This window comes from Salinisphaera dokdonensis CL-ES53 (assembly GCF_040361215.1).
Taxonomy (GTDB): domain Bacteria; phylum Pseudomonadota; class Gammaproteobacteria; order Nevskiales; family Salinisphaeraceae; genus Salinisphaera; species Salinisphaera dokdonensis.
The window spans coordinates 212,884-233,918 of sequence record NZ_APND01000004.1 but is presented as its reverse complement, the minus strand read 5'-3'; the positions used below and the strand labels follow the sequence as shown (position 1 = coordinate 233,918).

The 21,035-nt window shown below is 60.2% G+C and carries 18 protein-coding genes and 1 tRNA gene; 14 read left to right on the top strand and 5 right to left on the bottom strand.

The genetic code is table 11. The annotated features are described in order from the left end of the window. Positions 1 to 21 precede the first annotated feature (21 nt). A complete protein-coding gene (locus SADO_RS13445; RefSeq protein ID WP_353112243.1) occupies positions 22 to 873 on the bottom strand; it encodes a carbon-nitrogen hydrolase family protein in 852 nt (283 codons plus the stop codon). A 125-nt stretch (positions 874 to 998) separates the two neighbouring features. Between SADO_RS13445 and SADO_RS13440 the strand changes: the two genes are divergently transcribed. From SADO_RS13440 to SADO_RS13425, 4 genes are all read left to right on the top strand, one after another. Further along, a complete protein-coding gene (locus tag SADO_RS13440) occupies positions 999 to 1,928 on the top strand; it encodes a LysR family transcriptional regulator (RefSeq protein WP_353112241.1) in 930 nt (309 codons plus the stop codon). 635 nt (positions 1,929 to 2,563) lie between these two features. Next, a complete protein-coding gene (locus tag SADO_RS13435) occupies positions 2,564 to 3,046 on the top strand; it encodes a CinA family protein (RefSeq protein WP_353112239.1) in 483 nt (160 codons plus the stop codon). Between the two features lie 501 nt (positions 3,047 to 3,547). Continuing rightward, the gene (locus SADO_RS13430; protein ID WP_353112237.1) at positions 3,548 to 4,210 is read left to right on the top strand and encodes a response regulator transcription factor; all 663 of its coding nucleotides are present in this window, start codon (positions 3,548 to 3,550) and stop codon (positions 4,208 to 4,210) included. Between the two features lie 193 nt (positions 4,211 to 4,403). Continuing rightward, complete coding sequence (locus SADO_RS13425; protein ID WP_353112235.1) at positions 4,404 to 5,045, top strand: hypothetical protein; 642 nt, start codon at positions 4,404 to 4,406, stop codon at positions 5,043 to 5,045. Positions 5,046 to 5,097: 52 nt separating this feature from the next. Here the strand turns inward: SADO_RS13425 and SADO_RS13420 are convergent, their stop codons facing one another. Beyond that, the gene (locus SADO_RS13420) at positions 5,098 to 6,501 is read right to left on the bottom strand and encodes an amidase (protein WP_353112233.1); all 1,404 of its coding nucleotides are present in this window, start codon (positions 6,499 to 6,501) and stop codon (positions 5,098 to 5,100) included. Positions 6,502 to 6,901: 400 nt separating this feature from the next. Here SADO_RS13420 and SADO_RS13415 point away from each other — a divergent pair, with 400 nt between their 5' ends. From SADO_RS13415 to SADO_RS13400, 4 genes are read left to right on the top strand one after another with little or no spacing between them, the layout of a single operon-like run. Continuing rightward, positions 6,902 to 8,533, top strand: a complete 1,632-nt coding sequence (locus tag SADO_RS13415; protein WP_353112231.1) for a DUF4331 domain-containing protein — start codon at positions 6,902 to 6,904, stop codon at positions 8,531 to 8,533. Positions 8,534 to 8,545: 12 nt separating this feature from the next. After that, a complete protein-coding gene (locus SADO_RS13410; RefSeq protein WP_353112229.1) occupies positions 8,546 to 8,806 on the top strand; it encodes a hypothetical protein in 261 nt (86 codons plus the stop codon). Further along, positions 8,807 to 10,006, top strand: a complete 1,200-nt coding sequence (locus SADO_RS13405; protein WP_353112227.1) for a tetratricopeptide repeat protein — start codon at positions 8,807 to 8,809, stop codon at positions 10,004 to 10,006. It begins immediately after the preceding gene. Further along, on the top strand, positions 10,003 to 11,121 hold the full coding sequence (locus SADO_RS13400; RefSeq protein WP_353112225.1) for a HupE/UreJ family protein: 1,119 nt from the start codon (positions 10,003 to 10,005) through the stop codon (positions 11,119 to 11,121). Before SADO_RS13405 ends, SADO_RS13400 begins: the two co-directional genes overlap by 4 nt. Positions 11,122 to 11,258: 137 nt before the next feature. Here the strand turns inward: SADO_RS13400 and gloA are convergent, their stop codons facing one another. Beyond that, a complete protein-coding gene (gene gloA / locus SADO_RS13395) occupies positions 11,259 to 11,771 on the bottom strand; it encodes a lactoylglutathione lyase (protein ID WP_353112223.1) in 513 nt (170 codons plus the stop codon). A 77-nt stretch (positions 11,772 to 11,848) separates the two neighbouring features. On the opposite strand from gloA, the gene SADO_RS13390 reads away from it, so the two are divergent. From SADO_RS13390 to SADO_RS13375, 4 genes are all read left to right on the top strand, one after another. Continuing rightward, on the top strand, positions 11,849 to 12,283 hold the full coding sequence (locus SADO_RS13390; protein ID WP_353112221.1) for a hotdog fold thioesterase: 435 nt from the start codon (positions 11,849 to 11,851) through the stop codon (positions 12,281 to 12,283). Between the two features lie 75 nt (positions 12,284 to 12,358). Further along, positions 12,359 to 14,011 (top strand): acetolactate synthase large subunit, encoded by a 1,653-nt coding sequence (locus tag SADO_RS13385; RefSeq protein ID WP_353112219.1) that lies wholly within the window; start codon positions 12,359 to 12,361, stop codon positions 14,009 to 14,011. Between the two features lie 33 nt (positions 14,012 to 14,044). Then, positions 14,045 to 16,606 carry a sensor domain-containing phosphodiesterase gene (locus SADO_RS13380; protein WP_353112217.1) on the top strand — a complete coding sequence of 854 codons (2,562 nt, stop codon included), beginning with the start codon at positions 14,045 to 14,047 and terminating at the stop codon, positions 16,604 to 16,606. Positions 16,607 to 16,653: 47 nt separating this feature from the next. Continuing rightward, a tRNA-Leu gene (locus SADO_RS13375) sits at positions 16,654 to 16,740 on the top strand. 529 nt (positions 16,741 to 17,269) lie between these two features. Here the strand turns inward: SADO_RS13375 and thpD are convergent. After that, on the bottom strand, positions 17,270 to 18,223 hold the full coding sequence (gene thpD, locus SADO_RS13370) for an ectoine hydroxylase (RefSeq protein WP_353112215.1): 954 nt from the start codon (positions 18,221 to 18,223) through the stop codon (positions 17,270 to 17,272). Between the two features lie 209 nt (positions 18,224 to 18,432). Here thpD and SADO_RS13365 point away from each other — a divergent pair, with 209 nt between their 5' ends. Both SADO_RS13365 and SADO_RS13360 read left to right on the top strand, forming a co-directional pair. Continuing rightward, complete coding sequence (locus SADO_RS13365; RefSeq protein WP_353112213.1) at positions 18,433 to 19,104, top strand: potassium channel family protein; 672 nt, start codon at positions 18,433 to 18,435, stop codon at positions 19,102 to 19,104. Between the two features lie 6 nt (positions 19,105 to 19,110). After that, on the top strand, positions 19,111 to 20,580 hold the full coding sequence (locus tag SADO_RS13360; RefSeq protein WP_353112211.1) for a TrkH family potassium uptake protein: 1,470 nt from the start codon (positions 19,111 to 19,113) through the stop codon (positions 20,578 to 20,580). Between the two features lie 24 nt (positions 20,581 to 20,604). Here SADO_RS13360 and SADO_RS13355 read toward each other — a convergent pair whose 3' ends face one another. Further along, complete coding sequence (locus SADO_RS13355) at positions 20,605 to 20,976, bottom strand: response regulator transcription factor (RefSeq protein WP_353112209.1); 372 nt, start codon at positions 20,974 to 20,976, stop codon at positions 20,605 to 20,607. Positions 20,977 to 21,035 lie beyond the last annotated feature (59 nt).

The window sequence follows — 21,035 nt, the reverse complement described above, 5'->3', positions numbered from 1 at the left end:
AATCCCCCTAAGTATCAATCGTTAGAGCAGCCGGTCGGTCAGAAACCGATAGCTGGTGCGTGCGGTGATCAGGTCTTCCGCATCAAGCACTGCACGTATTGTCTCGGCGTCGCTATCACCGGCTGTGGCCTTAACCACCCCTGTCGGGGCCACGACTTGGCTTAGACCGAGTCGTTCCCACGTGCCTGCTTGGCTGCCCATATCGAGATGGCCGCATGCGTTGCATGCGACGACGAATGCCTGGTTCTGGATAGCGGTAACCAGCGGTAGCGCTGACCAGTAATCGCGCTTGACATGTTCGATACCGACACCACCTTTGGCGCCGCCTTTCCAGGTCGAAGAGCAGAACACGATGATGTCTGCATCCTGGTCGGAAAGAGCCCGGAAATACTCCGGGAACATGACGTCATAGCAGATTGCGATGCCGATCCGTCCGAGCGGGGTCTCGATGACGCTGATCGAGTCAGAAGGCGTGTAATAAAGTTTCTCGAGACCCGGCAAGTGAACCTTGCGAGTCACACCCAAAATGCCATCGGGGCCGATCAGTGCAGCGCTGTTGTAAATAACGCCGGTAATTTCTGCCCGCTCCGCAAAACCGACGATTGCGTACAACTGCGCGGCTTTTGTAGCCGAGATAACTCGAGCGAGCTCGGGCCCGTCCAATTTTACTGTGGCGTAGCGCCAGTAGCGCTCATAGCCCCCTGGCTCATGGCGGAAGAAGCTCGTGATACCCATTTCAGGGAACACGACGAGCTCATTTCCATTCTCACCTTCATCGGTGATGGTTTGTTCGATGTATTGAAGGTTCGCTTCAATCTGATCCATATCGCCCGGCTGATGCTGGACGACGGCAACGGAGATATTCGATTGCATGAAAATGTATTCATTTCAGCGGTAGACCGTGTGACAAAACTATCGGCTGACGGGAGAGCCCGATAGGCAAAAATTCTTACCCCAGATGTCATAATTTTTACCAAGGCAATGTCGGGAGTCGCGCAATGTCAGACGAGGCACAGGTATTAGCAACCAATTGGGATGATCTGAAATACTTTCTTGCGGTCGCACGCCATCGGCGGCTCACGCTCGCGGCGCGAGTGCTTGAGACATCGCATGTCACGGTAGGTAACCGTGTACGTTCGTTAGAGGCTGCGTTAGGTACGCAGCTTTTTGTCCATACCGGCGAAGGTTTTGAAATGACCTACGCTGGTGACCGCTTATTCCGGTATGCGGAAAGTCTTGAGAGAAATTTACGGCTTGGATTGGAGGCTATCGGTACGCCCGGCGCTAAGATGTCTCGCGTTCGCATCGGAGTCACGGAAGGCCTAGGCGATAACTACTTGGCACGTCGTATCGCAGGTTGGATCCCGGATAAGCAGGTCGAGATCGATTTCATCTCACTGCCCAAGTCAACAACTGTGACGAGCCGCGAAGCGGATATCAGCATCACACTGGAACAACCCACTGGTGAGTTTGTAATACGGAGACTGTTGACCGATTACAGCTTGGGCATATACGCGAGCAGAGATTACCTTGACCTTCATGCACCCATTTGCCAAAGGCAACAGCTCGTTAACCATGCGTGGATTGGTTATATCGAGAACATGATGTTCACTGGCGAGCTCAAGTACCATTACGAGATATCGTCGGCGCTCAACTTCGTGTTCCAGAGCACCACCATCGCAGCTCAGCGTGAAGCAGCAGTTGCTGGCGTTGGTCTCTCGATTCTCCCCAACTACATGGCCGCCGAAGATCCCAGGCTGGTGCGCGTGTTGGAGGACATCCAGTTCGAGCGCCATTATTGGATTTCGACGAACCGCGACCTCCATCGTTTTTCAGCTGTCAACGACGTTTGGCATTTCATAATCGATCAATGCCGGGCAGACCAGCATTTGCTCCACAAGACTGATGTTAAGACGGGACGTTTTTAAGCTTGTGAGCGACCGGATCGCTCTGCCGCTTAATAAGCGGTAGGCGAACCAGCAGGGCGATTAACGCTTCTAAAACCGCCTCTCGGTGCCACGTTAAAACAGAAACTTAGGCCACATGTCGAATTAGAATATTTCGCCTTAAGGTAATGTTTTTGCACACTTGAAATGGTGTCTTTTAATCAATTGGTCGCAGGTTCGAATCCTGCACGGCCCACCATTACTCTCCCGCGCGAGTGACCGCGTCCCCTGTACTGGACTGCGAACCGCGTACCGATTCAGCCTCTCAGTATTACCGTGGCGAGCCTTGGCTTGCGTACTGCGGCGTTAAAAATTCTGGCGCGACGGTCGCCGTGGCTGCTGCGCGCGAAATCGCTCGAGCAAACTACTGGAACAGCGTGCGGCGCGGGCAGCCCGCGTGATTATGTCTCGTGCGAACGGCTCGGGTCGTAGAGAGGTAACGCCGGGCGCGCGTAGATTGTTTCCCCGGACGCTCCGGGCGACTCCACGACTGCAAGACTCCAAGTCGAAAGGGCACGGCTGGGCCAGCATCTTTGCCTATCTCCGAAAAGACACGGAGAGATTACCCGAGGGGGCGTAGCTATTCTGCTCGACTTTTATCGTGAGAATGCGCTTAGATGCCGCCGATAGACGTTATTGTGGATTACCTTGTCGAGCACCGACTCAAGGTTGCGACCGCTGAATGCGGTACCGGCGGATTGATCGTCTCCGAGATCTTGAGAACCACCGGCGGGCGCGGCGTCCTCGAACACGGCATCTTCGCGCAATCCGGCGAAGCACAGGCCCGCTACCTCGGCGTTCACGATCAACTGCGACACGAACACGGGTCGAACAGCGACGTCGCGGCAGCTGCCATGGTACAGCGACTCATGAGATCGAGCGCGGCCAATATCGTGATTGCGAACACGGAAATCAGGCCCTGCACGCCCGCCGAACCTGAGGGCCCAGGCCGAGCGGTGCTCGGTTGGGGCATACGACGCGACGCGCGATCGCGAATCCACATCAAATCCTGCGTTTTCGAAGGGGATGCTTTCGAGCAACGCCTGGAGGCGACGTACACAGGTCTGCGCGAAGCCATCCGCTTGCACGGCGAGTTCTAATCGTCACACCGGGCGACGAGTAGCGAGGCAACGCACAACGAATATCCGCAGGTGTGGCCGGCCAGTTCACGTCCGACGAACACCACGCTTAGCCCTGCCAGCCTGATGGATCGTCGAGAGCGCAGCCAGGTAGCGTATACCGACAGAACAAACCAGCAAGGGGGAGTTCAGGCGGCTTGCCCTGCAATGGTCCAGGAGCGGATCTGACTTCACCGCGTGCCGAGCGCTGATACATGCACCGAGCCGTGGTTCGGGCGGTTTCGGGCAAGATTTTGCAATACGAAACACAACTCTTGAAAAGCGGGAGTCGATCCGTACATTGGATTTGAGTGGCAAACCTGTATGTCCGAACAACGGCGCACAGGTCCACGATCGCATATCGACCTTCTAGTACATACCGGGGCATGCGCCCCATCCGAAAGAGGCACTTTCAAGCCACTGAATAACTGGGTTCCCGTCAATAAATGCTTGTCGAAAATCAAGTAATCCCAGGAGAGAACAGTGAGTGACTATATTTCGATCATCGACGACGACGATGCAGTCCGCGAGTCCCTGAAGGGCCTGCTCGCCGTTGCCGGCTACCGCGTGCGTTGCTTCAGCAGCGCCGAGCGATTCCTCGAGAATTCCGAAGCGAAACGGGATCGCTGTGCGGTGATAGATATACGGCTGCCGGGCATGGACGGCCTGGCACTTCAAAAGGAGCTGAGCAGCCGGGGTCTGAATCTGCGAACCATCTTCATGACCGGCTACGCGACGGTTCCCTTGGCCGTCGAGGCCATGCGACTGGGTGCCTCGGGTTTCCTTCCCAAGCCGGTCGAGCCCGAGCGATTGCTTGCGGAGATCGAACATTGTGTAAAAACGACCCACGCGCGTGATACGCAGAACGAAGATACCCGCATGTACGTGCAACAGCTCGATCAACTCACCCCGAGAGAGGCAGAGATTGCGAGCGGCATCATTCAGGGGCTATCGACGCGTCAGGTCGCCGTTGCACTCGGTATCAGCAGTCGTACGGCTGAAAGCCATCGCGCGAACATCATGGGCAAGTTGCGCATCGGTTCGGTGGCGACGCTGACCAGGATGGCATGCCTGACCGCATCACAGAACAGCTTGCCGGCGTTCGGGGAGGAAGACCGCGAGCCAGATGACAGCTCATGTGCATGATATGGCCGGCTACGCTGGGCGGTCGTGGATAAGGCGGATAAGGCCGATTTTGCGCGGGGCGGCGCGGCCTGGCTTGACTGGCATTCACAAGACCCAAGCGGCCAGACGTACTATTACCGACAGGAAATCACCGAATTAACCTACTGGGCCTGTCTCTATATTGTGCGGCCGATTACTTTAATGGAGCAGTGCCATGTGGCAATTCATCACGGACCATGGCGCAGCGCTAACGGTTATCGTGACGGCAGTCACGCTGGTGGTCTGGACGGTTTACGGGCAGCTGATGGCGGCGAACCAAAAGCGCCAGCAGAAGACGAGCCTGTTCATAAAACAGGGTGACGGCACGGGTTTCGACTCCATGTGCTTATTCAGCAATATGGGCAAGGAGTCGGTATACCTGCGCGGCGTGTTCATCGATCTCTACACTTCAGATGGTGAACGCTTCACCGAGGTGGTCGAAAAAGATTGGCAGGAAGAGCCCGCAGCCTGCACCGCGCAGGACATCGGGCAGGGGCCCGTGGGTGCCAGCCAGCAACTTGCGGTGGGGCCGTTCAGACGCCTCGTGCTTGAGGCTGCACGTAAAGCCGGCCTGAACTGCGGCAGCGATGCCAGCGACGACGACACGCTCTGGCAACAGCTCCGTTCATTCAAAATCACCGCGATCGTGACCGTCGGCCCGTACGAACAGATCGTGGGTGCGGAGCGCAGCTTCGAAGTTGCCCCTGCAGAAGCGAGACTTCTTCCCGGACGCGACGGCACGATCCTGCGCCAGTCCGCCAGCGACGCCAAGTCGTTGCAGGGATATCTGATGACGCTGACAGAAGAGAACAGCTAACCGAGGAATTCCGCTCTGCGGCACTGCTGTGACCCCACGCTGTTCTCAGGCCTTAATGTTCAGCGATCGCTAGCGGCGTCGGCGATTGCGAATGTAATCGTTCCCACATCCGTGCAATGCATAGCAATCGCTGCTCACCGCCGGCGCGAGCGAGCAGTTGCATGCCAACGGGCAGGCCTTCGCGATCGAAGCCGGCCGGCAGGTTGATGCTCGGCAAACCGGTTACCGGGGCAAGGAGACCATTGCTGCCGTTCTGGTCACCGCCCAACGTTGTGGGTGGTTGGCGCACCGTTGGGTAGACCAATAGGTCCAGCCGGTGTTCGTCCAGATACGTTTCAATCGTCTCACGCAGCCGCTTCTGAAGTGCGAGCGCTTCGAGGTACTTCGGGTCATCGGTACCCGGGTGTGCCACGCGCTTTTCGAATACGGGCGTGAGCTGCTCGTGATTCAGACCAGACGCCAGAATCGCGGCGAGTGTTTTGACAGGGCTGGTTGAACGCTCGGCAAGATACCGGGACAGCGCTTGGTCGAACTCGAAGGCAATGACATTGGCGGTTTGCGCGTCAGCCAGAATATCGGCGATTGAGGCCTCACCTATCCGAGTGCCTTGATCGCGCAATCTCTCGAGCGCGTTGTCGACAACAGCGGAGATGTCAGCGCCGTCGGGCGCGGTTCTATCGAAGGCCTCGCTCAGCACGCCGATCGATATGTCGGTAGCGGTTTCGGTCGCGGCAAGCGGCATGTCTGAAAGCACCGAGAATGCGCGCTCCAAATCCGCGGCGTATCGCGTCAATGGACCCGCCATATCCTGTCGCGGCGATAGCGGCATGATGCCTGTCATCGGCAACGTGCCGCGGGTCGCGCGAAGCCCGTAAAGGTTGTTGAACGCCGCAGGAATCTGGACTGATCCAGCCGTGTCGGTCCCAATCGCCAAGGGCGCATAGCCCGCAGCCACAGCCACGGCGGCGCCACTGCTCGATCCACCGGGCGAGCGGCCCAGATGGTATGGATTGCGTGCGAAGCCGGTCAGCGACGAAGCACCAGTGATGCCGCAAGCAAGTTCATGCATCGCGGTCTTGCCGATCAGGACAGCTCCGGCACGACGCAGGCGCTTCACGATTTCTGCATCGTGCTCGGCGACAAGGCCGTCCAGAGCCCGCGAGCCGCCGCGGGTAGGCCAGCCTGCGACGTCGATATTGTCCTTAAGGAGCACCGGTATGCCTTCGAGCAGCCGCGCCGGCTCACCCTGTGCGCGGCGGTGGTCGCTTTCCAGTGCGGCGGCGCGCGCCTGATCGGCGGCCACGTAGGTCATGGCGCAAAGCGAAGGCCCTTGCTGATCCAGATCCCTGATACGCGCAAGCGTCGCTTCAACGAGATCAAGTGCGCACGTGTCGCCACTAGCGAGCGCGGCCAGCAGGGCGTCGATCGAAGCGTTGGCTGGATCACTATCAATCATTGGTTGGCCCTGCAAAGCGGTGTATTGGCATTGAGCCTCTTCCGAGGCAGGTGCAGCCTAGCAGGGCGCCGGAACCACCGGGGCAGGACCCACTGGGGCGGCGCGATCGCGCGCAATTTATTTTTATACCCTCTGCGCACGTTGTAGTGATTGCATGGACACATGCTGTCCGGTCGTCCGGAGATGCTTTGCCTGCTTGGCTTTTGTCTTTGAAATTCTCCGATTCTTCGCGCATGAAGAACGGGTATGGTGGCTCGCAACCCTCATTTGTGATAATTATCCCAACCAGGCGTCGCGTATGCGAATCAGGCTGAAATCGCCGGTTGGCTGGCGACGCCGCAACAAATAAGCGGCTACTGCACGCAACAAACTAACTCGCTCTGCGAGAGGGGACAGAATAATGATTAGAGTACTCAAGCAACCCGCGCAACTGGGTGCCATTGCGGCGCTGGGTTGCGTGCTAGCGAGCTCTGCAGCGTTAGCCTCCAGTCACCGCGAGGCGCCGTTCATTGCGGAATTGCCGAAAGTGGATGGCACCGATTTCTACATGTTTCGTAGCTACGAGACCGGGCGCGAAGGCTTCGTCACGTTGATTGCCAACTATCAGCCGTTGCAGGACGCCTACGGCGGCCCGAACTATTTCACGATGGATCCGGACGCGCTGTACGAAATCCATATCGATAACAATGGTGATGCAGTCGAGGACATCACGTTCCAGTTCCGCTTCCAGAACACCTACAGAAACGCGGCACTACCCATCGGACCCGACGGGGCGAACGTCACCATCCCGTTGGCGAACGTCGGCCCGGCCGGCAATGCAGCAGACGTGGGCCCCGGTGTAGACGACAACGACGGCCTGAATGTTGTCGAGGACTACACCCTCAGCGTCGTACGCGGCGACCGCCGGAGCGGCAGCGTCCAGCAGGCGAGCAACATGACGCCGTCTAGCAGCAGCGACGCCTCGCAGTTCCGCAAGCCGGTCGACAACATTGGCGAGAAGACCATTTCGGATTACGCGACCTACGCCCAGAACCACGTGTTCGACGTCAGTATTCCGGGTTGTAGCGGCGACAGCCGTGTGTTCGTCGGCCAGCGTGCCGAGGGTTTCGTCGTCAATCTCGGCGAAGTTTTCGACCGGATCAATCTGGACCCGCTCGGCGATCGCAATTCCGCGTCCAACATCATCGAGGGCGCGAATATCACGTCGCTGGCGCTCGAAGTCCCGGCGAGCTGCCTGACGGCCGGTAATGAGCCGGTGATCGGTGGCTGGACGACCTCGAGCCTGCGCCAGGCCCGTGTTCTCAACCCGATGCCGCAAGGCCCGACCAACGCCAGCGGCCAGACCGGCCCGGCCGTGGAGGGTGGCCCCTGGACCCAGGTTTCGCGTCTCGGCAGCCCGTTGGTGAACGAGGTCGTGATCGGTCTCGACCAGAAGGATCGGTTCAACGCCAGCGAGCCTGCGGGCGATCTGGATGCGGACACCGGTTTCGGCACGTTCGTTCTCTACCCGACGCTGCCGGCGCTGGTGAATGCGCTGTTTGATGTCCCGGCTCCGGCCACGCCACGCAACGACCTTGTTGCTGCGTTTGTTACCGGTATCCGCACCTCGGTCAACGGCACGCAGACGAACTTCACTCAGCCGCAGGCCATCACCGATGGCACGGGTTCGGGTGGCGAAATGCTGCGTCTGAACACGGCGTTTCCGACCGGCACCGACGCGGTAGCGCCGGGCCCGGACGGGCAGAGTGATCTCGGCTTCCTGGCTTGCGATCTCAACGGCTTCCCGAATGGGCGCCGCCCGATCGACGACGTGGTCGATATCGAACTCAGCGTTGCCGAGGGCGCGATCACGGCCGACAATCCGAATAACCTCCAGACCTGCGATGTCAGCGGTGAGTCGCCGACGGTGGTAAACGAAGGTGCAGTCGTCAACGATAACGCCCAGCCCGACGCGGGCGAGTACCTGACCGCATTCCCGTACCTCAACACGCCGTTCCCGGGTTCGCCGAATCCGGAAACGCCCGTTCAATAACGGAGGCCTGGCATGAAGATCACGTATCTACTCATTGGCCTGTCGTGTCTCGTACTGGCGGCTTGCAGTGACGGCGATGCCGATATTGCAATCGGCGGCAACGGCAACGGCAACGGCAACGGTGGCGGCGGCGTTGCCGACCTGAGCGCTCTTGTCATCCAGCAATGCACGAAGATGCCGGAGAATCAGGACCCGGTGGCCATCAACGGCCTCGGTTTCCCGGACGGAACCAACGACCCCAATAATCAGGCTTTCACGAACGCCTGCCTGTAAATGGGATGTAAAGGGCCCAAAGCCCGGCTCGCCCGCCACGCTCTGCGTGGCGGGCTTGTTTTGGCCTGCGTAGCGCTCACGCCCGCCACTGGCGTGGCATCGCCAGCCTATCGTCCGGATAGCGATGCGACCGTACTGGAGCGCTTACCTGCTTCCGCCGAACTGCAGCAGCTCCAGCCACTGCGAGACGCGGTAGAAACTTTTCCGAATCGCCTGGCGCCCGCGCTCGAACTCGCGCGCGCCTATATTGAACTGTCCCGCCAACGCGCCGATCCGCGCTATCTCGGCTATGCCGAAGCCACGCTCGAACCGTGGAGCACCGGCGCGTCGCCACCGATCAAGGTGTTGCGTGCCACGATCGCGCAAAGTCGGCATGAGTTCGAAGATGCATTGGTGTTGCTGAACCAGGTGCTAGATCGAGATCCGGGCAATGCACAGGCCCGAATCACACGGGCGACGATCAGACAGGTGCAGGGCCGTATCGCAGACGCGGCCTCCGATTGCCAGCAACTGGCGGGGCATACCGCTGTGCTTGTCGTCGTCATTTGTCACAGCAACGCACGCTCCCTGAAAGGCGACCTCGACGGCGCCTACGACGAGTTGTCCCGTACGTTGAAATCGACACCTGGCGTGCCCGCGACGTTGCGCGTATGGGCGCTGACATCGCTTGGCGAAATGGCGGTGCGTCAGGGCCGGGACGAGATCGCCCGAGCGCACTACGAGGACGCCCTGAAGATAGCGCCCGACGATATCTACCTGCAGGCGGCGTACGCCGATCTGTTGCTGCGACACGGTGAAAAAGCGCGGGTTATCCAGTTACTGCGCGAGCGCGAAGGCCAGGATGTACTTTTGTTACGGCTTGCGCTGGCCGGCGCGGGCACCGAAGACGGCCGGCGTTGGGCGACGACACTCGCTGATCGCTTCGATGCCGCGGCACGGCGGGGCGACACGACCCACGCACGCGAACAGGCCCGCTTCACGCTCGTGATCGAGCAGGAACCCGAGCGTGCATTGGCGTTGGCCCGCGCGAACTGGGATGTGCAGAAAGAACCCGCCGATATCGAAGTGCTGCTGCGTAGCGCCCAAGCGGCAGGTCAACCCGATGCCGCGGAGCCCGCCTTGGCGTGGCTATCAACGCACAGCTATCAGGATCAGCGTATCCGTGCGCTGATTTCAGACCTGCAGAGCACATCGCAATGAGCATTGCCCGCCGCGCCGTGGTGTTGCTGGTCTGCGTGTTCTGGGCCGCAATGCCGGCCAGTGCCCACAAGCCGAGTGACAGCTATCTCAATATCGACACCCGGGGGGAGCAGGTCGAAGGCCGCTGGGATATCGCGCTGCGTGATCTCGAATATGCGCTGGGCCTTGATGGCAACGCAGACGGCGCGATTACCTGGGGCGAGCTCAAGTCACGTCGTGCGGTGATATTCGCCTATGCGCTGGGCCGTCTGTCACTTGCACGTGGTGCGACCTGTACGACCCGCGCGGGTGGACTGCAGGTGACCGACCACACAGATGGCGTTTATGCCGCACTCGATTTCTCTGCCGACTGTCCGGACCAGGGTGCGTCGCTGACCGTCGGCTATCGTCTGCTGTTCGATATCGACCCCAGTCATCGCGGTCTGCTGCGTCTGGACAGTAGCGCCGGGACGCACACGGCCGTGTTCTCACCCGCCCGTGCGCGCCAGACCTTTGATCTGGGCAGCGTCAACGCCGTACAGGCCTTTCTTCAGTATCTGGTCCAAGGCATTCACCATATCTGGATTGGTGCGGATCACGTGCTGTTCGTGCTCACGCTGCTACTGCCGGCTGTTCTGGTACGCGAGAGCGGGCGCTGGCTGGCGCGCACGTCGGTGCGTTCGGCGGTTGTTGAGGTCACCCGGCTGGTGACGGCGTTTACCGTGGCGCACTCGATTACGCTGGCACTGGCCGTGCTCGGTTTCGTGGATCTGCCCAGTCGCCTGGTCGAGTCCACGATTGCGTTGTCGGTGGTCGTGCTGGCGTTGAACAACCTGGTGCCGATCATTCCGCAGGGCCGCTGGCTGCTTGTATTCGGCTTCGGGCTGATTCACGGCTTCGGGTTTGCGAGCGTACTTGGCGATCTGGGGCTACCGGCCGGCGCACTCGCCGTATCGCTGGTGGGGTTCAATGTGGGCGTGGAGATCGGCCAGCTGGCGATCGTCGCGGTCGTCTTGCCGGTGGCGCTGCTGCTGCGCGGCACGACGTTCTATCGCCTCGCGATCCTCGGTCTGGGTTCCGCAGCGGTGGCGGTTGTAGCGGCCTACTGGTTCGTGACCCGGGCTTTCGGGTACTGAAGAGCCTCTAGAGTTTGGCCGGGGTCGCCCGGAGCGTTCCCAGCGACACAAAGTCGCCTGTCCCGCCATTGCGGCGCACCGAGCATAAAAGGGCGGCGACCCGAAAGGCCCGCCGCCCTCATCGACCAGGTCGCCTGTTACTTGCGACCGACCAGCTCGATCCAGTAACCGTCGGGGTCGAGCACGAACGCGATATGGTTCATGCGTCCATCTTCCGGCCGTTTCTTGAACGTGACGTCGTTCTCGTCCATCCAGGCGCAGGCTGCCTGCAAATCTGGAACGGTGAAGCAGATATGACCGTAGCCCTGGGGTTCGTCGTTGCCATTGTGGTAACTGGCGTTGGGGTCTTTCTCGGTGCCCCAGTTATGGGTGAGTTCGAGCACGCCTTCGCGCCCGTTTACATATTGACCGCGTGCTGCCTGGTCTTCGGGTACATCGTCGTCACCCGTGCAGGCCAGAAAATAGAGCGTGAACTCGGCTTCCGGCATATCGACCTTGCGCAGCAAACGCATGCCGAACACCTTGGTATAGAACGCGAGCGATGCTTCCGGATCGACGATTCGAACCATCGTGTGGTTGAAGATGAAACCTTTCGTCTCGGCCGGCAGATCCTTGTGAACGCCGGGACTTTCTTCGGTATTGAATGCCATGTCGATTTCTTTCGAGAGCGATGAATGCGTGCGTTGTACTATGCCTGAGCCATACACACACGTGAACAGGACGATAGATGTCGCGCTACTGGTTTGAACCGGTCGATCTGGATCGGCTGAACGCTCTCAATGAACGAGACATGATCTCTCGTCTCGGTCTGGTCTATACTCGTATCGAGGACGGGATGCTGGAAGCCGAATTCGAGATCGACGAGCGCACACGCCAGCCGTTTGGGCTGTTGCACGGCGGGGTGTCCTGCGCCGTGTCGGAGTCGATGGGCAGTATCGCGGCCAATCTTTGCGTGGATCGCAAGAAACAGGTGTGCGTCGGCGTCGATATCAATGCCAGTCATTTACGCGGCGCTTCCTCGGGTCGTGTTGTCGCGCGTTGCACGCCGATTCGCGTTGGCCGTGGCACGCAGGTCTGGCAGACGGACCTCTACGACGCAGACAATCGCCATTTGTGCGTATCGCGCCTCACCGTTGCCGTGATCGCCGCCGGCGAGAAATGATCGCCGTCCCCGGGGTACGGCCAGCGCGCGGCAATAGGCTATATTCGGGTCACGAGTCTCATTGATGGAAGCGGTTTGAAAGCATCCGATCTGTTTGTTCGTTGCCTTGAGGAAGAGGGCGTCGAGTATGTCTTCGGCGTACCCGGCGAGGAGAATCTGGACCTCGTCGAATCTCTTCGCGAAAGCCGTATCAAGCTCGTCGTCACGCGTCATGAACAGCATGCGGCGTTCATGGCGGCGACCTACGGTCGGCTCACGGGCCGCGCCGGCGTGTGTCTATCCACGCTTGGTCCGGGGGCAACGAACCTGCTTACCGGCGTGGCCTATGCGCAACTTGGCGGCATGCCTTTGCTGGCGATCACCGGACAGAAGGCGATCCGCGATAACCGCCAGGGCAAGTTTCAGCTCATTGATGTGGTCGACACCTTTCAGCCGGTCACCAAGTGGGCGTATTCGGTTACCGATAGCGGCGTGATCCCGCGTTGCGTTCGTCATGCTTTCAAGCTAGCCGAAAGCGAACGGCCGGGCGCGGTGCACCTCGAGTTGCCCGAAGACGTCGCCGGCGAGGACATCGTCCCGAGCGTGCCGCAAAAGCGCATCATGCTGCGCCGGCCGAATGCGGATGATCAGGCGACCCAGCAGGCTGCCGACATGATTCGTGCGGCCGAGCAGCCGATCATCATCTATTCGGCGGGTGCGAACCGAAAACGTATTACCGAGCAACTGGAGGCGTTCGTCGAGGCCACCGGGCTGTTCGCGATCGGCACCCAGATGGGCAAGGGCGTACTCGCGGACGACCACCCACAAAGCCTGTTCTGCATGGGTATTCACAAGCACGACTACGTGCATAGCGCGATCGACGAGGCCGATCTCGTGATTACGCTGGGCTACGACGTCGTCGAGTATCCGCCGGCGGTCTGGAATGCGGACAAGAGCAAGACGATTGTCCATATCGACTTCGTCACCGCGGACCCGGACGAATACTACAGCCCGGCCCACGAGGTGATCGGTGATATTTCCAACACACTCAAGAATCTCCGAGCACGCCTTCAGGACAAGACCTTCGACCGCGCCCGTTTCGGCCGCCTGCGCGACTACGTCAATGCCACGCTGCATGAGAACGAGGCCGAATATAGTTATCCGCTAACGCCCCAGCGCATCGTCCAACAGGTGCGCAAGGCGATGGGCCGGTTCGACGTCATAAGCCTCGATAACGGCATCTACAAGATCTGGTTCGCGCGGATGTATCCCGCGTTCGGTCACAACACGGTATTGCTGGATAACGCATTGGCGAGCATGGGCGCGGGCCTCCCGGCAGCGATGGCGGCCAAGATCGTGCACGCCGATCGACGGGTACTCGCGATCTGTGGCGACGGCGGGTTCATGATGAACAGCCAGGACATGGAAACCGCGGTCCGGCTCGGTCTGGACCTCGTGATCCTGCTTGTGCGTGACGACGGCTATGGTTTCATTCGCTGGAAACAGTCCGGCGCCGGTTTTCCCGATTTCGGCATGTCTTTCGGCAACCCGGATTTCGTCGCCTATGCCCAGGCCTATGGCGCGACCGGCCTGCGGGTGGAAGAGGGCGATCGCCTCGCGGATGTACTCGAGCAGGCCTATGCGCAGGGCGGTGTCGTACTCGTGGACTGCCCGATCGACTACAGTGTTAATCAGGATCTCGATCACGATCATCACGTGCCGGCAGCGGTGCTCGACGGCACTGGCTGATCGCACCGGCGTCAATCGCTGGGGGTAACCGGGATGAACGCGGCACGCTCGGATCTACCGGAACCGATCAAGACGCTGGCCGAACAGCGCTTCGTTCGGCTCGACGATGCCCTGCCCGAGATCATGGAAGTGGCCGCGCATGTGCTGGACGTGAGCCGCGTGTCCGTCTGGCTTTTTTCGCGCGATCGCCGCCGGATCAATCGGGTTCACGCATGGCCTCCGGCGGACCAACGCGAGTTCGGCCTGACGCTGGATATCTCGCTGCGACCGGAGTATCTCCAGGCACTGGGGCAGGAATCCATCTTTCGGTTGAGCGACGCGGCGGAAATTGCACCGCGTTCGGACGACGCCTTTGCTCGTTATCTTCAGACGTTCGGGATCGTGTCGCTACTGGATTCCGCGGTGTTCACCGAAGGATCCCTTGCGGGTGTTCTCTGCCACGAAGATTCGCGACCGCGCTCGTGGTCGCAGCCCGAGCGCGATCACGCGATTGCGCTTGCCAAGATCGTCGGTCGTGCAATCGTCGAGACGCGGGCCTGCCAGTCGGCGGTCGTAGGCGAACGCTTTCGCCGCATCGTGGAAGCAAGCGTCGATGCTGTCGCAATCGCGACGCCGCGTGGCGCCATCGAGTATCTCAATCCCGCGGCGCGTGAACTGCTCGGGCTCGCACCGGACGAGCCGATCTACGGCTTGTGCCTGAAGGACTTCATGGCGAAGCCAAGCCGTGAGCACGTGCGCGACGTGATACTTCCGGCCGCGCGCGACAAAGGAAGTTGGACCGGCGCGCTCCAGCTGTACACGCGGCAGGGGGAACGCTTCGAACCGACGGTCACACTGGACCTGCACCAGGATCCGGACGAGGGCGCAGAATATGTAACCTGCACGGTTGGGGACCTGGCCCGGCGTCTCGAGCTTCAACGGCAGGTGGACGAGGTCCGCAACCATTACGAAACCGCTCTGGCACAGACCGGCGACTGCATGTTTCTCGTCGACCCGGCGACGACACGAATCCTGTACACCGACGCCTCGTTCCAGGAGCTTCTGGGCTACACCGCAGCTAAGCAGGAGTTGATAACTCTGCATGAACTCAGCGAAGAATCGGCAGGCGATGTACAGGCGCGCGTAGAGCGCGCTCGCAACGAAGGACATCTCCTATGCGGGGAACGCCGTCTGCGACACGCGCGAGGCGGATGGGTCGATGTCGAGATGTCCATGTTGCGGGCGCAGTGGCAGGATTTACCCGCGATCTCGGTACGGGTCCGAAACATCGCGGAGCTGATGCAACGTCGCAAAGAGATCGAACGGCTGGCTTATTTCGATCCGCTGACTGGGCTGGCCAACAGCAATCTCTTGCGCGAACGCGCGGACGTCATGCTCGGGAAAAGCCTGGGCCGCCGGGAGAGGGTGCACTTCATGCTGCTCCAGATCGTGCGCTGGGAGAGGGTCTTTGATATTCAGGGCTATCGAATCGCCGAATCCCTCATCCAGCAGATCGGTGCGCGACTGCAGCAGGCCTTTTCGCGCCACGAAGTGACGCTGGCGCGGGTCCTGGGCGGGGTGGAGCTCGGTCTGTTATTCGACGACAGCGAATCGCCCGAGCAAATCGTCGAGATTGCGCACGCGGCATTCGATCCGGTCTTTCACGCCGACGGCGAAAAGATACATCTGCGTGTGCGTAGCGGCAGCGCGCAGGCCCCGCACGACGCGGTCAACTTCAAGGATCTGACCAAAAGAGCGGGACTGGCTCTACGCAACGCAAATCTGCGCGGCATGACGCACTGCCAATACGACCCGACCCAATCAAGCCGCATCCAGGACGAGCGCCTGCTCGAAGACGATCTGCGCGGGGCGATTGGTAGTACGCAGATCAGCCTGCGTTATCAACCGGTGCGGTCGATCGCACGCCAGGGGGCCTGGAGTGCAGTGGAAGCACTCGTGCGCTGGCATCATCCGCAGCTGGGCGAAGTCGCGCCCACGGACTTCATACCGTTGGCAGAAGAAAGCGAACTGATCCTCGCGCTAGACCGTTATGTGCTCGGCGAGGCCTGTGCCGCGGCAGCCGGTTGGCACGACGTGCTCGGCCCGTTGCGCGTGTCGGTCAATATATCGGCCGTCACGCTCATGCATGCCGACGTGCTGACCATGATCCAGCAGGCGATCGAAACCAGCGGAATACTGCCAAGCCAGCTTTGTCTTGAGGTGACGGAGACCACGGTTATTCGAGACCTCGGCCATGCGGTGTCGGTTCTCCAGCGTCTGCACGAACTGGGCGTTTATATCGCCCTGGACGATTTCGGCACGGGCTTTTCCTCGCTTGCCTACCTGAAGGATCTACCCGTCGATGTACTCAAGATCGACCGTGACTTTATCCGCGGCATCGGTCTGGATACACGCGACGAGCGCACCATCACGGCCATCATTCAGCTGGGCCACGACCTCGACATAAAGGTCGTCGCAGAGGGTGTGGAGAAGAGCGACCAGTATCGCTGGCTCGCGCTGCAGAATGTCGACTTCGTACAGGGCTTTCATGTGGGTTCACCCGTAACCTTGCAGGCATTGCGCCGCCAAGGTGGCGATCGGGCAACACGCGGGTGAAAACGTTGCTGCGCGCGAGGGCATTCATCGGTTAGGATAGCGGCCCTGCCGCCGTGGTGGAATTGGTAGACACGCTAGGTTTAGGTCCTAGTAGCCGAAAGGCTGTGGGGGTTCAAGTCCCTCCGGCGGCACCATATATTCCGAATCGTCATGAGCCATCATGGCGATTCGAACCAACTGGTTTAGGCTGCCGGCCTGAACCGTGGTTACGCGCTCGTCGTACCCCCACAATCCATAGATGACCCGCCATCAGTCGGGTTGTGGATGGCGCCAGTGCTTTCGATCGCAGAGTGGTTGTACACGGCCTGGGATTTGCCCTGGCGAAGGCCGGATAACGCCGAGCCGATACGCAGACATCAAAAACCCGCCCGGCTAGCGCCTGGCGGGTTTTTTCATGCTTGGGACTAGGATTTGAAAATCGGGGAGATAGACAGTGGGAAAGTCGGCTGTCTACATCGCGGCGAATTCAGCAGCGCATTTCGCCGAACTGATTGAGGCTTTCCGACCTGTTTCCGTCGCAGCGAAGCCGGTCGATGAACGTAGTCCTTGGGCATGCCTTTTTTGTGCTGCCTACGTGACAGAGAGGCACGCCTTGGCCTTTAGACCGGGATTGGCGCCCCGGGCAAACCCGAGGCGCCAAGGCGCGGTCATACAGCCGCTTATTCAGATCGTCTTCAAATCGGGATGGGCGGCCAAAGGCTCGAAAGCGGCGTCGTTCATCGCCAGCGGTTCAATATTTTCACGCGCGGCGAGGAAATCCGGACGCGGTTTGTTACCGCAATACGGATCTGTCAGAACATTGTCTACACTGTTGTAGACGAAGAACAAATTGGAGCGCGGCCAGGGCGACATGTTCTGATTGGACGCATGAAGGGTATTGCATTCGAACAGCAGTAGGGAGCCGGGGCGTCCCTTGGGCGCCTGAATACCGCCACGACGGGCGAGCCAAGCGAGATGTTCCTGCTCCGGCACGCCAACGCGCTGTGCCTTGAGGGAATCCTTCCAGTTCTGGTCAGGGGTTTTCTGTACGGCCGGCACGAAGTAGTGGTGCGAGCCGGGAATCAGCATCAGCGGGCCGTTGAACTCGTTGTTATCGGTAAGCATCAACGACGCGGATATGGCGCGCATGCGCGGCATGCCATCCTCGCTGTGCCACGTTTCGAAATCCGAATGCCAGTTGAAGCCGCTGCCCTGGAATCCGAACTTATCGTTGATGCGCGACTGATGGATATACGCGTCGCTACCCAGTAGCTGGCGGATCATGCCCAGAATGCGGGGGTCGCGCGTGAGCTCCGAGAATCGTTCCGAGATCTCATGCATCGCGAATACCGAACGGATCTCGTCGGCTTCGGGATCCTTGATCACCCGTTTCGAGTTCATCAGCTCACTGTCGTTCGCCATATTGCGAAGCTCGTCGAAGAACGGCTCGACGCGTTCTTCGGAAAAGAAGCCTTCAAACCACAGGAAGCCGTCGCGCTCGTAGCTTGATAGCGCCTCTTCCCCAAGCGGACCGTCCCAACGTGCCTGGTTGCGGGTATGCACGACAGGGTCTCGTCGCGGAAAAATGGATTGCTTTTCGCCGGTACGGGTGACGTATTCGTCTTGTGAATCAGACATGGTTCTCTTGGATGGGCGCCGTAAACGATGGTGATTGCAGCGCGTGATTGGCTGCTCAAAATTAGCAGCCGCGGTGTGGCATGGATCTTAGGGTGATCCACTAGCGTGCGTCGGGGATGTCCGAAGATCGACTACGTGAGGCCGGTGTGCGGTTTCGGAATACGGCGATGCCGTACAGAATGTCCGCTGTTCAACTGCTGGAGTAGGGCATGCGAATCATTGTGGTCGGCGCCGGCCCGGTGGGCGAATATCTCGTGGATCTCGCCGTCGAGGCCGGACATGAGGTGGCTTTGATCGAGGCAGACGAAAGCCGGGCTGAGCATTGCGCGCAGCACTATGACGCCATGGTGCTGCATGCACCGATCGATGCCGAAGGCATTCTGGACGAGGCCGGTGCCGAGCGGGCAGATGCCTTGATTGCCACCACGGACGACGATTCGACGAATCTGATGACGATGGTGCTCGGCAAGGAGTACGAGATAGACAACCTGACCAGCACGGTGAACGCACGCCACCGCGAGCGCTTGTTCAAACGCCTCGGCGTGAACACGCTTGTCGATCCGGAGGTTCTTGTCGCACGGCATCTGCTCGGTCTCATCCAACATCCGAAAGCCGAAGGCGTGACGGCATTGCCGGGACGCGGTCAGATTTACGAAGTCACGCTGGACGCAGAATCGTCTCTGGTCGACCGAACGTTCGGCGAAATCGATGACGACGATCTGCTCCCGGATAAGGTGTTCGTGGCCTACGTGGAGCGCGACGACGAGGGCTTCTATCCGCGTGAACAACAGCGGCTACAGAGCGGCGACACCTTGTTCGTGTTCAGTAGCGAGCCGCTCTCGGAAGCGGACATGCAGGTCTTTTGCAAGGCATCCGACTGAGTTGCCATGACAGCATGGCGACATCGACTCGAAGGTATGCGGCCGGTAGCACGCGGCGTCGGGCTATTGCTGCATGTGCCCGCGCTCATGGGTGTCGCCTCGATTCCTATCTGTCTAGTATTCGACGAGATGGCCGGCGCCCGAGTGCTCCTGATCACCATTGGGCTGTCTACCGTCATCGCACAGGTCCTGTATTGGCCAGCACGCCGGGGCACCCAGGTGTTTCGGCGCCATGCGATGCTGATCGCCGCGATTTCGTGGCTACTTATCGCCTGCCTTGGCGCGGTGCCGTTCGCGATCGGCGGTGGCATCAAATGGCTCGACGCGGCTTTCGAATCGCTGTCCGGATTCACGGGCACCGGCCTGAGCGTACTCGAGCCCTCGACGCTGCCCCATTACCTGCAGTGGTGGCGCAGTCTTTCCCAGTGGATCGGCGGGGTCGGCGTCATCGTCCTGCTGCTGTCCATTCTTCCGCCGCGTCGCGGGGCCCTGGAGCTCTATTACTCGGAGACCCGAGACCAGAAAATTCTGCCCAGCGTGCGTGCGACGGCACGCGTCATCTGGTCGGTCTACTGTAGCTATACGCTCGTCGCGGTAGGCTTGCTGTGGCTGGCGGGAGAGCCGCTATGGCGGGCTCTCAACCACGGCATGACAGGCATCGCGACCGGCGGCTTCACGATCACCGACGACAGTTTTCAGTCGGCATCGCTCGCTGTGAAGCTGGTCAGCCTTCTTATAATGACCGCGGGTGCCATCAGCTTCTTTGTTCATTACCGCGCGATCCAGGTCAAACCGAGAGCAAAAGCGCTTTTTGCCGGCGCGGAACAGCGCCTGTTCTGGACCGTACTCTGCGGGGGCGCCTTGCTATTGACGCTCGATAACCACGCGCTCGGCCAGAGCGGCTGGGTCGATAGCGTCTTCCAGTGGGTCTCGGCGGTGACGACAACCGGGTTCCAGAGTGCGGCATTGAGCAACTGGCATACCGGGCCGTTGCTCATGCTCTGCCTGGTCATGCTGGTCGGTGCGACAGCGGGTTCAACAGGCGGTGGCCTGAAAATGCTTCGCTTCGTGCTGCTGTACAAATCCGTGCGCTGGAGCTTGCAGACGTTCACCCGGCGTCCGCATGAAGTGTTGCGGCTAACTTTCGATGGGCAGGCTCTGACACGCGAGGATGCCGCGTCGCGTACGCGCGCCGTCACAACCTTGAGCATCGCCTGGATGACCGTAAGTCTGCTCGCCGTGATCATCATGACCCACTGCGTGGCCGACGGAGTGCCGCTGCAGGCTGTGGTGTTCGATGTCGTCTCGGCTCAGTCGAATGTGGGGCTCTCCAGTGGCCTTGTGGATACGGACCTCAGCGCCAGCGGCAAACTTCTCCTCATGGCAGTGATGTGGGCAGGCCGACTCGAGATAGTGCCGGTACTGGTGCTCGTCGCATTGCTGGTGCGCGGGCGTACCCCGAGCGTGAGTGGTTGATCGGGTAGGTCGGCGCGAAAAACGCTATCCAGCGTCAAGGCTGTCGCAAAGGCACTGCTGCGTGATGTTGAGCAATGCTTCGGGGTCGACGGGTTTACGCAAGAACTCGATCGCGCCAGCCGCCATGGCCGCATCCATGTCCGCGCGAGTCGCGTCGCCGCTAACGAAGATCACGGGTAGTCGCGGACTATCCCAGTTGATCAGGCGTTGCAGTTCGATGCCGCTCATGCCGGGCAGACGCAGATCCAGCAACACGCAACGGGGCGCCGTCGGCGCCGTCGGCGCCGGATGCGCGATATATTCTTCCGCTGACGCATAGCTGATGCAGCGGTAAGGCACCGCCTCGAACAGTGCCCGCAGAGACTCCCGTACGCCGGGATCGTCATCGACGAGCACCACTGTCGCCTGACTCGGATCAAACATCACTCGAAAACCCAAACCTATGACCGTGTCTT